At 70.6% G+C, this 12844-nt stretch carries 9 protein-coding genes; 5 read left to right on the top strand and 4 right to left on the bottom strand.

The window, feature by feature from the left end:
- Positions 1-79 precede the first annotated feature (79 nt).
- Positions 80-721, top strand: coding sequence for a superoxide dismutase (locus OG252_RS32555; protein WP_266439494.1), 642 nt, complete (start codon positions 80-82; stop codon positions 719-721).
- Between the two features lie 124 nt (positions 722-845).
- On the opposite strand, the gene OG252_RS32550 is transcribed toward OG252_RS32555, so the two are convergent.
- Positions 846-1619: an SAM-dependent methyltransferase gene (locus tag OG252_RS32550; protein ID WP_329340550.1), complete on the bottom strand. Its 774-nt coding sequence runs from the start codon at positions 1617-1619 to the stop codon at positions 846-848.
- A gap of 143 nt (positions 1620-1762) precedes the next feature.
- On the opposite strand from OG252_RS32550, the gene OG252_RS32545 reads away from it, so the two are divergent.
- Positions 1763-1996: a hypothetical protein gene (locus tag OG252_RS32545; protein ID WP_266439490.1), complete on the top strand. Its 234-nt coding sequence runs from the start codon at positions 1763-1765 to the stop codon at positions 1994-1996.
- A gap of 19 nt (positions 1997-2015) precedes the next feature.
- On the opposite strand, the gene OG252_RS32540 is transcribed toward OG252_RS32545, so the two are convergent.
- Complete coding sequence (locus OG252_RS32540; RefSeq protein WP_266439488.1) at positions 2016-2678, bottom strand: DsbA family protein; 663 nt, start codon at positions 2676-2678, stop codon at positions 2016-2018.
- A gap of 136 nt (positions 2679-2814) precedes the next feature.
- On the opposite strand from OG252_RS32540, the gene pepN reads away from it, so the two are divergent.
- The gene (gene pepN, locus OG252_RS32535; RefSeq protein ID WP_329340547.1) at positions 2815-5394 is read left to right on the top strand and encodes an aminopeptidase N; all 2580 of its coding nucleotides are present in this window, start codon (positions 2815-2817) and stop codon (positions 5392-5394) included.
- 209 nt (positions 5395-5603) lie between these two features.
- A complete protein-coding gene (locus OG252_RS32530; RefSeq protein WP_329340544.1) occupies positions 5604-6662 on the top strand; it encodes a hypothetical protein in 1059 nt (352 codons plus the stop codon).
- A gap of 108 nt (positions 6663-6770) precedes the next feature.
- On the opposite strand, the gene OG252_RS32525 is transcribed toward OG252_RS32530, so the two are convergent.
- Together OG252_RS32525 and OG252_RS32520 are read right to left on the bottom strand one after the other, a co-directional pair.
- A complete protein-coding gene (locus OG252_RS32525) occupies positions 6771-8534 on the bottom strand; it encodes a TIGR03767 family metallophosphoesterase (protein WP_266439483.1) in 1764 nt (587 codons plus the stop codon).
- A 210-nt stretch (positions 8535-8744) separates the two neighbouring features.
- Positions 8745-9212: an NUDIX hydrolase gene (locus OG252_RS32520; protein WP_266439482.1), complete on the bottom strand. Its 468-nt coding sequence runs from the start codon at positions 9210-9212 to the stop codon at positions 8745-8747.
- 261 nt (positions 9213-9473) lie between these two features.
- On the opposite strand from OG252_RS32520, the gene OG252_RS32515 reads away from it, so the two are divergent.
- A complete protein-coding gene (locus tag OG252_RS32515; protein ID WP_329340542.1) occupies positions 9474-12782 on the top strand; it encodes a S8 family serine peptidase in 3309 nt (1102 codons plus the stop codon).
- Positions 12783-12844 lie beyond the last annotated feature (62 nt).

Raw genomic sequence — 12844 nt, 5'->3', positions numbered from 1 at the left:
CGCTCCCCGCCCGCCTCTTCTTGTTGATACCGTGCAGTTGCAAGTAACTTGCAATAAGAGGTTCGGAGGGGACCCCGACATGCCCGTGTACACGCTGCCTGAACTGCCCTACGACTACTCCGCGCTCGCCCCCGTGATCAGCCCCGAGATCATCGAGCTGCACCACGACAAGCACCACGCCGCCTATGTGAAGGGCGCGAACGACACGCTGGAGCAGCTCGCGGAGGCGCGGGACAAGGAGTCGTGGGGCTCGGTCAACGGCCTGGAGAAGAACCTGGCCTTTCATCTGTCCGGGCACATCCTGCACAGCATCTACTGGCAGAACATGACGGGCGAGGGCGGCGGCGAGCCCCTCGCGGTGGACGGTGTGGGCGAGCTGGCGGACGCGATCACCGAGTCCTTCGGCTCCTTCGCCGGCTTCAAGGCCCAGCTGACCAAGGCGTCCGCCACGACCCAGGGCTCCGGCTGGGGCGTCCTCGCCTACGAGCCCCTCAGCGGCCGCCTCGTCGTCGAGCAGGTCTACGACCACCAGGGCAACGTCGGCCAGGGTTCGGTGCCGATCCTCGTCTTCGACGCCTGGGAGCACGCCTTCTACCTCCAGTACAGGAACCAGAAGGTCGACTTCATCGAGGCGATGTGGCAGGTCGTCAACTGGCAGGACGTGGCCCGGCGCTACGAGGCCGCGAAGTCCCGCCCGGATGTGCTGCTGCTGGCGCCCTGACGCCTCCGTGGAGCGTCCTGCCTCGTGATCGTCTTCTCACCCTTCACCTGGCAGGCGGAAAGAGGGGAAGCCCCCGCGAGGACGTGACTCGTGGGGGCTTCCTCAGCTCGACGGCGGATGCTGATCAGGGCTTGCGGGCCAGGCCGCCGTGCTGGCCGATCGGGTCGGGGGCGGTTCCCTCGGGGCGCCACAGGGGCACCGACACGACACCCGGGTCCACCAGTTCCAGGCCCTCGAAGAAGGCGGCGATCCGGTCGACCGGGCGCAGGAAGTAGGGGACCGCACCGGTCTCGTTGTAGGCGTCCTGGGCCTGCTCGTAGTCGGGGTCGGTGCCGCGGGAGCCGTCGTTGACGGAGAGGTAGCTGCCGGAGGGGAGGCCCGCAAGGAGGCGGCGGACGATGTCGCGGGCCGCGTCGTAGTCGGCGACGTGGCCGAGGATGCCGCTGAGGATCAGCGCGGTGGGCCGGGTGGGGTCGAGGGTCTTCGCGGCGGCCCGCAGGATCTGCTCCGGCTCGAAGAGACTGATGTCCTCGTACGCCGTCGCGCCCTCCGGTGTGGACGTGAGCAGGGCGCGGGCGTGGGCGAGGACCAACGGGTCGTTGTCGACGTAGACGATCCTCGACTCGGGGGCGAGGCGCTGGGCGACCTCGTGGGTGTTGTCGACGGTGGGAAGGCCGGTGCCGACGTCGAGGAACTGGCGTACGCCCGCCTCCTGCACCAGGTACCGGATGCTGCGGCCGAGAAAGGCGCGGCTGCTGCGGGCGATGGTCACGATGCCGGGGAAGACAGCGGTGTACGCGTCGCCGGCCAACTCGTCGACCGGGTAGTTGTCCTTGCCGCCGAGCCAGTAATTCCAGATCCGGGCCGAATGCGGCACCGACGTGTCGATCTCCGTCATGTGCCCATGGTGCTACGGCGCGTCCGGGTTCGCACGGCTAATCGAGTGAGAGAAGTGCGGCAGAACCGTCGGACTTCGCTGCCCCCGTGAACACGCGGCTCACGGGGGCAGCGGAATGCGAGGTTTCGCGCGATCGTGGCGGGATGCCCAAGGAGAAGATGCTGCCCTGCCACACCTGCGGGACCTACCAGCCGCACCGGCAGCCGAAGGACGACCGGGAGCGGCAGGTCATCCGCACGCTGAAACAGCTGAAGCCCCACACGTACGTCGAGGACTACTGGATCTGCGTCAGCGACGAACGGGACTGCCGCAACATCCGCCACCGGTGGAACGTCAAACCGCTCGACCCTCCGGAGAAGATGCCCGAGCCGGAGTGAGCCCCGGCGGGGAGGCCGCTCACAGGTTGCTGAAGTCCGGGCCCTTGGTCCGGGTGCGCTTGATCTCGTAGAAACCGGGGACCGAGGCCACCGCGAGCGTGCCGTCCCACAGCCTGGCGGCCGCCTCGCCCTTGGGTGCCGGGGTGACGACCGGGCCGAAGAAGGCGATCTGCTCGCCGTCGGCGCCGGGGACGGCGATGACCGGGGTGCCGACCTCCTGGCCGACCTTGTCGATGCCCTCCTTGTGGGAGGCGCGCAGCTCGGCTTCGAACTCGAAGTCCTTCTGGTCGGCGTACTCGATCAGGTCGGCGGGCAGGCCCGCGTCCGCCAGGGCCGCCGCTATCGCCTCTTCGGTGGGGCCCTCGCCCTGGTTGTGGAAGCGGGTGCCGAGGGCGGTGTAGAGGGGGCCGAGGACGTCGGCGCCGTGCTTCTGCCAGGCGGCGGTCGCCACCCGCACCGGCTTCCACGCCTTGGTCGCGAGCATCTCCCGGTATTCCTCGGGCAGTTCGTCGATCTTGTCCTCGTTCAGCACCGCGAGGCTCATGATGTGCCAGCGCACCTCGATGTCGCGGACCTTCTCCACTTCGAGGACCCACCGGGAGGTCATCCACGCCCAGGGGCACAGCGGGTCGAACCAGAAGTCGACGGGGGTCTTGCCGGAGGCGGTCGCGGTCTCGGACATGGGTCTCCTCACAATGCGGGCCTTTCCGAGCTGCAACAGCGACCGGCCCCCGCCCATTCCCGGCTGCCGGGCGCCGGGGGCCCATGGCAGGATCAGCCTGTCCGCATACTGAACACCAGCCCAGGGAGTACCGCCCGTGCCCGGTGAGAACCTGTCCCGCGACGAGGCCCGGGAGCGGGCCGCCCTCCTGTCCGTGGACGGCTACGACGTGTCCCTCGACGTCCGCTCCGCCGTCGGTGACGACACCGCGGACGGACCGAAGACCTTCCGTTCGGTCACCACGATCCGCTTCCGCTGCGCCGAGCCCGGCGCGTCGAGCTTCGCGGACCTGATCGCGCCGAGTGTGACCGCCGTCTCCCTCAACGGCCGGGACCTCGACCCGGGCGAGATCTTCGACGGCTGCCGGATCGCCCTGGACGACCTGGCCGCCGAGAACGAGCTGGTGGTCGACGCGCAGTGCGCGTACTCCCGTACCGGCGAGGGACTGCACCGCTTCGTCGACCCGGAGGACGGCGAGGTCTACCTCTACACCCAGTACGAGCCGGCCGACTCCCGCCGCGTCTTCGCGAACTTCGAGCAGCCCGACCTCAAGGCCCCGTTCCGCTTCGAGGTACGGGCGCCCGAGGGGTGGACGGTGTGGAGCAACGGTGCCGGTGAACTGGCCGAGGGCCGCTGGCGGTTCGCGGAGACGAAGCCGATCTCGACGTACATCACGTGTGTGGCGGCGGGCCCGTACCACTACGTGACGGACTCCTACTCCCGCGTCCTGGCCGACGGCACGACGCTGGACATCCCCCTCGGCGCCATGTGCCGCAAGGGCCTGGCCCCCCACTTCGACTCCGACGACGTCTTCCTCGTCACCAAGCAGGGCCTGGACTTCTTCCACGACCACTTCGACTACCCGTACCCCTTCGGGAAGTACGACCAGGCGTTCGTCCCCGAGTACAACCTCGGCGCGATGGAGAACCCGGGCCTGGTGACCTTCCGCGAGGAGTTCATCTTCCGGGGCAAGGTCACGCAGGCGTCCTACGAGGGCCGGGCCAACGTGATCCTGCACGAGATGGCGCACATGTGGTTCGGCGACCTGGTCACCATGGAGTGGTGGGACGACCTGTGGCTCAAGGAGTCCTTCGCCGACTTCATGGGCGCCTTCGCCCTGGTCGGCGCGACCCGCTTCAAGGACGGCTGGATCACCTTCGCCAACCGCCGCAAGGCCTGGGCCTACCGCGCCGACCAGCTCCCCTCCACCCACCCGATCACCGCCGACATCCGCGACCTCCAGGACGCGAAGCTGAACTTCGACGGCATCACGTACGCCAAGGGGGCTTCCGTACTGAAGCAACTGGTGGCGTACGTCGGCCAGGACGCGTTCCTGGAGGGCGCGCGGCGCTACTTCAAGCGGAACGCGTACGGCAACACGCGCCTCGGTGACCTGCTGTCGGTGCTGGAGGAGACCAGCGGGCGGGACATGGCCACCTGGTCGCGGGCGTGGCTGCAGACGGCCGGGGTCAACTCACTGACCCCGCAGGTGCTGTTGGCGGCGGACGGCCGGGTCGACGAGCTGGCGGTCGTGCAGGAGGCGGCCGAGTCGCACCCCGAACTGCGGCCGCACCGGGTGGCGGTGGGCCTGTACCGGCGTTCCGCGGACGGTTCCCTGGCCCGGTACGCCCGTGCCGACGTGGACGTGGACGGGCCGCGTACGGTCGTGGCGGAGCTGGCCGGTGCGGAGGCACCCGAGCTGGTGCTGGTCAACGACGACGACCTGACGTACTGCAAGATCCGCTTCGACGAGACGTCACTGGAGACGCTGCGGGGCGGGCTGGGTGACCTCACCGACCCGCTGGCCCGGGCCCTGTGCTGGTCCGCGCTGTGGAACATGACCCGGGACGCGCTGCTGCCGGCGCGGGACTTCGTGGACCTGGTGCTGCGCTTCGCGGGGCGTGAGTCCGGCATCGGCGTCCTGCAGATGCTGCACGCGTGGGCCAACTCGGCGCTGGTCAACTACGTGGCGCCCGAGTGGCGGCCGGTCGGTGAGCGCCTGCTGGCCGAGGGTGCGCTGCGCGAGCTGCGGTCCGCCGAGCCGGGCAGCGAGCGCCAGCTGGCGTGGGCGCGGTTCCTCGCGACCGTGGCGTCCGGTGCGGAGGAGCTGGGGTTGCTGCGCGGCCTGCTGGACGGCACGGCGAAGATCGACGGGCTGGACGTGGACCAGGAGCTGCGCTGGGCGTTCCTCCAGCCGCTGACGGCCCACGGGGTCGCGGACGAGGGGACGCTGGCCGCCGAACTGGCCCGCGACAACACCGCGTCCGGCAAGCGCCACCAGGTCCGCTGCCTCGCCGCCCGCCCGTCCGCGGCGGTCAAGGCGCAGGCGTGGGCGCAGCTCGTGGAGTCGGACGCGCTGTCCAACGCCCTGGTCGAGGCCACCCTCGCGGGCTTCGCCCAGCCCTCCCAGCGGGAGCTGCTCGCGCCGTACGCGGAGAAGTACTTCGCGGCGATCGAGCGGGTGTGGCGGGAGCGGTCGATCCAGATCGCGATGCACGTGGTCGAGGGCCTGTTCCCGTCCCTCCAGCACTCGCGGGCGACGCTGGACGCGACGGACGCCTGGCTGGCGGCCCACGAGGACGCGGCCCCGGCGCTGCGGAGGCTGGTGCTGGAGGCGCGGGACGACCTGGCGCGGGGGCTGCGGGGACAGGCGTGCGACGCGGGAGCGGCCGGCTGACGATCTTTGGCCTGTGATCGGGCGGTCCGTGACCGTTACGGAATTCAGGCAATAGGAGCCGTAACCCCTGGTCCCACCCGAACGGACCAGGGGTTTTCCGTGCCTACTCGGCATCCGAACACCCGTCCTTTAGTTCTGCCTTGTCCGGATTTGTCGACGAGCGTGTAACAGCGGTTAGAAGGCCGGTGGACCGCGGCAATCTCCACGCCATGAACCACAACACCCCGGTCCCGCCGCTCTCCCCCCGCCCCCTGCACCACCTCGCCGAGGTACACCGCCGCGTCGTGACGGCCGCGGTCCTCCGCTCGCACGGCGTCACCCCGGCCGAGACCAACGAGCAGTGCCGCCCCGGCGGCCCCTGGCAACAACTGCTCCCCGGCGTCTTCCTGCTCCACCCCGGCCCGCCGACCAGCGAGGAGCGGCTGCACGCGGTGCTGATGTACGCGGCGAAGGAGCGGACGGCAGGCGTCCCGGCCCAGCCGGGCGCGGAGGAACCGCACCGCCCCATGTACGCGGAGGCGATGATCACGGGCCTGGCGGCCCTCACCCTGCACGGCTTCTCCGCCACACCCCCGCTGACGGCCCTGGACCGCATCGACGTCCTGGTCCCCCGCCTGCGCCGGCTCCGCTCGACGGGCTGCGCCCGCATCGTCCGTACGGCTTCCCCGCCCACCCCGCAGCAGGTCACCGGCGTCCCGGTCGCCCCCGTCCCGCGCGCCCTCGCCGACGCGGTGACCGAACTGACGGACGGGGGCGCCGTACGCCGGCTGCTGACCGAGGCGGTACGCGCCGGACACTGCGAACCGGCCGCGGTGGTACGGGAGTTGAACAACGCCAAGCTGCTGAGCCGCCCGCACGTGGTCGACGCGGTGGACTCCCTGCTGGCCGAGGGCCGGGCGATCGCGGAGGACCGCCTGTACACGATGGTGAGTGAGTACGGCCTCCCCGACCCGGTCTGGAACGTGGACCTGCGCCTCCCCGGCGGCCCGCACCTCGGCGGCCTCGACGCGTACTGGCCCGAGCAGGCGGTCGCGGTGGAACTCGACACCCGCGCCCCCCGCCAAGGCCATCGACAGGACGACGACGCCCTCTGGTCCGAGTACGCCCGCAAGCGCGAGCACCTGGAGCGCCTCGGCATCACGGTCGTCCACATCACCCCGAAGAAGCTGAGGGACGCGCTGGAGCAGCAGGCGGCAGTGGTCCGCACGGCACTCATGGCGTCCGGCGACCGCGAGCCGGCCGCGTATGTCGTGGTGCTTCCCCGGTAGTGACGGACCGGGGCGGGACCAGGAGGGGAGAGGAGGGGCCGCCGGGTGACGACCGGCGGCCCCTCCTCATTACGTGCCGCAGTACTCCGCCACCGCCTCGGGCCGGTTTCAGCCCTTCTTCAGCAGCAGTTCCGTGTTCCGGTCCCTGACCTCACCGGCCAGGTCCGTGCGGGCGCCCGGCGCGTTGTAGGAGAGCTCGCGGTAGAGGGCGGCCAGGCCGGTCTGGGAGAGGTCGCTGAAGTCGGTGCGGTGGGGGGCCGAGGACTCGATGCAGGTGGTGAAGATCGAGACGGTGCCGTCCTTGTTGTCCGCCAGCTCGATGACGCGGGCGAGCTGGGGATAGTCGACGTGGGAGGCGGTGGAGATCTCCCAGAAGGAGCGGCCGCCGGGGGCGGAGTGCGGGGTGATGGCGTTGCGGTGGATGTGGCCGTTCACCCAGGCCAGGACGTTGGCGTGGCTGCCGAGGAGGGCGACGACCTCCTGGCCGTTGTGCCGCTTCTCGCCCGGACGGGCCGGGTCGGGGCGGGTGTTGGTCATCGACGTGCTGGTGTGGTGGCTGAAGACGACCGCGTACGAGTCCTTGTTGTCGCGCAGGGTCTTGTCCAGCCACTTCAACTGGGCCGTCCCGAGGGAGCCGTTGTAGTGGCCGCCGGGGTCGGTGGTGTCGAGGCTGATGCCGATGACGTCGTCGGCGATGCGGAAGCTGTAGTACTGGGTGCCGGCGTCGACGTTGGCGGAGGAGTAGCCGTGGCCGACGGGGCCCACACCGCGGTAGGCCGGGTCGAGGTGGGCCTTGAGGTAGTCGGCGGCGGTGTACGGGGCGCGCTTCTCGTCCGGCGTGACCGAGCGCATGTCACGGACGTGCGCCTTGAGGAGGTCGCGGAACGCGGTCCCCATGGGGTCCTTGCCGTTCTTGATGGAGTCCTGGAGCTTCTTCGCCTCGGACGCGGACAGGCTCATCAGCTTCTTGCCGCCGATGGCGTACTCGGCGAGCCAGGAGTCGCCCAGGCCGTAGCAGCCGAGCGGCAGGGAGTCGTGGTTGCCGACGGTGGAGTACCAGGGCAGGTTGAGGCCGGGGCTGTTCAGCTCCCGTACGGCGGCGGCCAGGAAGCCCTCCAGCTGCGGGAAGCCGTACTGCTTGTCGGTGTCGCGCAGGGCCGTGTCGGGCTGCCAGTACTGCTTGAGGCCGCTGTTCTGGACGCCCTCGTAGCGGCGCGGGTCACCGGAGTTGGGGGTGATCCGGCCGCCGCTCATGACGGTCAGGAACCACTCCAGCTCGGTCCTCGCGTTGTTGTCCGTGTTGTCGCCGGTCGTCATCGCGAAGTGCAGCGGGGCGCCGGTGACGGGGGCGCCCCGCAGCGCGTTCACCCGCTCGACGAGGGAGACCGCGCCGTGCACGGTCAGTGCCTCGTGCGGCCGCCAGGCGTGGACGTCCGTGGCGCGCATGTACTCCAGGCGCATCGGGTGCTGGGCGTCGATCAGGTGCAGATCGGTGAGCTGCACGAACGCGGCGAGCGTGGTCCGGCGTCCGGCCCGGCCGGTCTTGGCGGCGGCGAGCTCGTTGCGGACCCCGCGCCGCCAGCCGGGACCGTTGCCGAGGCGCCGGAAGCCGGAGTTCGTCCGCGGGGCCGCGACGGTGGCGAGGGTGGTGCCACGGGTGTACGGCGCCAGGGGCGCGGCCGGCGCGGTGCGGGACTGGGCCACGGGTGCCCCGGCGGCTTCGGCGCCCGAGGCGGAGGTGGCGGCCCGGCTGTCGGTGGGCCGCAGGGCGTAGCCGACGCCCGCGGAGACGGACACGGCCGCGGTGGCGGCGAGGACGGAACGGCGGTTGACCCCCAGCGCGGAGCTGGCGACAGAGCGTGTGCGCGACATGGCGCGATCTCCCCGAGTGCGAACTGCGTCGGCAGTGGTCGCGGGCGATCGCCGGCCGTGACTGCCGCGAACTTCCCGCTCTCACTGGATCGTTGGCACCAGGGATGACCTGCGCGTGAACGAGGCGGCAACGCGCAACGCCGATCACCGTACGTGGATCTTGGACTACCCTGCGCGTCCGCGAGCGCTCCTCAGGTGGCCCGGAAGCGGTTACTCCGTGTTCATCTTTCCGGGTAGGGGAGGAGTTCCCGGCCGCTCCCGCCACAGCCGCAGCCCGATGTCGACCAGCCCCACCCGGTTGAGTTCCGGTACGGCGTCGAGGTGGTGCCAGGCCGCCATGTCCGTGGAGCCGCCGATCTCGTAGCGCAGCTCGCCGCCGGTGACCCGGGCCTCGTAGAGGAGTCGCACGCCGTGGTGGTCGACGGTCCGGCCGAAACGGAGCGGGAGGGTACGGCGGGACGAGTGCACGCCGAGCAGGCCGGTGACCTCGATGCGGTACCCGGTCTCCTCGGTCACCTCCCGCAGGACGGTGTCGTGCGGATCCTCGCCGTGCTCCATGCCGCCGCCGGGCAGCACCCACTCGGGCGGACCGCCGTCCGGTGCCGGGGAGCGGGAGAGCAGGAGTTGTCCGTCCCGGACGCACAGGGCGTAGGCCGCCACCCTCAACTTCCGTCGCATCGAAGGACGTTAACCCGGGTCGGCGACCCCTTGCGCCCTGAAGTGCACCCCTGGGCGACTTGCCCTGTTTGCGGCTCATCTCCCCAAAGGGCATCGGGGGTTTTCCCCATCCGCCCATATCGATTCGGTCAACTCTCCCTAAACATCCTTCCCATGCGTAAAGCTGTGCGATCGTCCGGGATCGCATTCCGGGCCCACCGCGACCAGGACCGATCGGTCCCGGCCGCCACCCGCTCGTTCCTTTACCTACAAGGGATGCCGATGACCCTCACCCCCCAGCGTGAACCGATAACCGGCGCGAGACGCGTGGCCCGGATTGCCGTGGCCGCCGGTCTGGTGGCCGCGCTCTCCGCGGCGGGGCCGATACCCATGGCCCTCGCCGACGCCGAGGCGCCCGTCGCGGCCGACCCGGGCGTGAAGTCCGCCCACGACAAGCTCGGCTCCGACGACGCCGACCTCCTCGCCGAGGCCAAGGCCGCCGGCGACAAGACCGTTACGATGATGGTCGCGACCGCTCCCGGGCAGACCGAGAAGGTCGCCGAGCAGCTGGACGCGGTCCAGGGCGGCCTGGTCGGCCGTACCTACGACAAGCTCGGCTACGTCCGCGCGACGGTCCCGACCGGCAAGGCGGACTCGGCCATCGCCGCCGCCGCCAAGCTGACCTCCGTGCACGGCATCGACCTGCGGCAGGACATCCCGCTCGACGACCCGACGCCGGCCGCGGACGCCGCGAAGGGCGCCGCGGGCACGGGCGGCACGGCCGCCTACTCCGCGCCGACCAAGAAGACCCCCGCCGAGAACCCGTACAACCCGTCCTTCGAGACGGGCGCCGTCGACTTCGTGGAGGACCACCCGAAGGCGGACGGCCGCGGCGTCACCATCGGCATCCTCGACTCGGGTGTGGACCTCGCCCACCCGGCGCTCAAGAAGACCACCACCGGCGAGCGGAAGATCGTCGACTGGGTGACGTCGACCGACCCGGTCTCCGACGGCGACCTCTCCTGGCGCCGCATGCTCACCTCGGTGGCCGGCCCGGCGTTCTCCGCGACCCCCGCCGGCGGCGCCGCCGAGGCGTTCACGGCCCCGGCCGGGTCGTACAAGTTCAACTACTTCTACGAGTCCGTGACCGCGGGCGGCGACCAGCTGGGCGACGTCAACCGCGACGGCGACACCACCGACGCCTGGGGCGTGCTGTACGACGCCGCGGCCGGCACGGTGCGCGTCGACCTCGACGACGACCACGACTTCGGTGACGAAGAGCCGATGAAGCCGTACAAGGACGGCTACCAGATCGGCTACTTCGGCACGGACAACCCGGCGACCGAGGTCGCCGAGCGCATCCCGTTCGTCGTCGAGATCCGCAAGGACGTCGTCTACAACGCCGCCGGCGCCAAGGCCGACTACGTCAACATGGGCATGATCTCCAGCGAGCACGGCACCCACGTGGCCGGTATCACCGCCGCGAACAGCCTGTTCGGCGGCGAGATGAACGGTGCCGCGCCGGGCGCGAAGCTCGTCTCCTCGCGTGCCTGCGTGTTCGGCCCGAGCTGCACGAACGTCGCGCTCACCGAAGGCATGATCGACCTGGTCGTCAACCGCGGTGTCGACATCGTCAACATGTCGATCGGCGGTCTGCCGGCGCTGAACGACGGCAACAACGCGCGCGCCGAGCTGTACACGCGCCTCATCGACACCTACGGCGTCCAGCTGGTGATCTCGGCCGGCAACTCCGGCCCCGGTGCCAACACGATCGGCGACCCCGGCCTGGCCGACAAGGTCATCTCGGTCGGCGCTTCCATCTCCAAGCAGACCTGGGCCGCCAACTACGGCTCGGTGGTGGAGAAGTCGTACGCGATGATGCCGTTCTCCTCGCGCGGTCCGCGTGAGGACGGCGGGTTCACGCCCACCCTGGTCGCCCCGGGTGCCGCGATCAACACCATCCAGACCTGGCTGCCGGGCGCCCCGGTCGCCGAGGCGGGCTACACCCTGCCGGCCGGCTACGGCATGCTCCAGGGCACCTCGATGGCGTCCCCGCAGGCCGCGGGCGCGTCCGCGCTGCTGCTGAGCGCCGCCAAGGCGAAGAAGATCTCCCTCGCCCCCGCCACCCTGCGCACCGCGCTCACCTCGACCGCCGACCACATCAGTGGTGTGCAGGCGTACGAGGAGGGGGCCGGCCTCATCAACATCGAGGACGCCTGGGACTCGATCCTGGACGGCGCCACCGCGCACGCCTACACGGTGAAGGCCCCGGTCGACACCGCGATCGACCAGTTCCTGAAGACCCCGGGCTTCGGCACGGGTCTGTACGACCGTGAGGGCGGCCTCAAGGCCGGTCAGAAGAAGACGTACGACGTCACGATCACCCGTACGTCCGGCGCCGACAAGGCGATCCGCCACGAGCTGCACTTCGAGAACAACGCGGCGAGCACCTTCAGGATCGTCGGCTCCGACGAGGTGAACCTGCCGCTGAACCAGCCGGTGACCGTCAAGGTCCAGGCCGCGCCGAAGTCCGCGGGTCTCAAGAGCGCGATCCTCGAGGTCGACGACCCGAGGACCGAGGGCATCGACAAGCAGGTCATGACGACGGCCGTGGTCTCCGCGCCGCTCGCCTACACCTACTCGGCGTCGAACACGGTCCAGCGCAACAGCACCCGGTCGTACTTCGTCACCGTCCCCGAGGGCGCCAAGTCCCTCGAGGTCGCCATCGGGGGGCTGAAGGGCAAGAGCCAGACCCGGTTCATCGCCATCCACCCGTACGGCGTTCCGGTCGACACCACCAGCACCCCGAACTGCTACAACAACTACCTCGACGGCAACGGCTGCAGGCCCGACGTGCGTTCGTACGCCGACCCGGTGCCGGGTGTCTGGGAGATCGAGGTCGAGTCGCGCCGTACGTCGCCGCTGCTCGACAACCCGTACAAGCTGGACGTCGCCGTCCTCGGCGCGGCCTTCGACCCGGAGACCGTGACCGTGCCCGAGGCCAAGGTCGGCACCCCGGCCACCGCCTCCTGGAAGGTGACGAACAACTTCGCCGCGATCGACGGCAAGCTGGCCGGCGGCCCGCTCGGCTCGGCCAAGACGGCCCGTCCGACCATCGCGGAGGACGAGACCCAGACCACCACGGTCGCGGTGCCCGAGGGCGCCGAGTCCCTGGACGTCACCATCGGCAACGTCTCCGACCCGGCCGCCGACCTCGACCTCGTCGTCTACGACGCGGCGGGCGAGGAAGTCGGCAGCTCCGCCGACGGCGACTCGGAGGAGTCCGTGTCCGTGGCCGACCCGGCTGCCGGCACGTACACCATCGAGGTCATCGGTTACGCGGTCCCGGCCGGTTCCACCGCGTACGACTACCAGGACGTGTTCTTCTCCGCCGCCCTCGGCAGCGTCACCGTCGACGACTCGACGCCGGTGAAGCTCGCCACGGGTGCCTCCACGACGGTCTCCGGCAGCGTCACCGCCGCCGCGGCCGCCCCGGAGGGCCGGGAGTTCTTCGGCCAGGTCCAGCTGCTCAACGCGCGCGGCACGGTCGCGGGCGTGGGCAACGTGACGATCGAGAAGGTCACGCCGTAGTCGGTGCGGCTCACGCCGTAGTCGTCACGGCTGTCGGGGCGGGCGTTCGTCGGAGTACCGAC

It is taken from the genome of Streptomyces sp. NBC_01352, from assembly GCF_036237295.1.
In the GTDB taxonomy this organism is placed as follows: Bacteria; Actinomycetota; Actinomycetes; order Streptomycetales; family Streptomycetaceae; genus Streptomyces; species Streptomyces plumbiresistens.
This window is presented reverse-complemented; position numbering and strand designations above follow the sequence as displayed.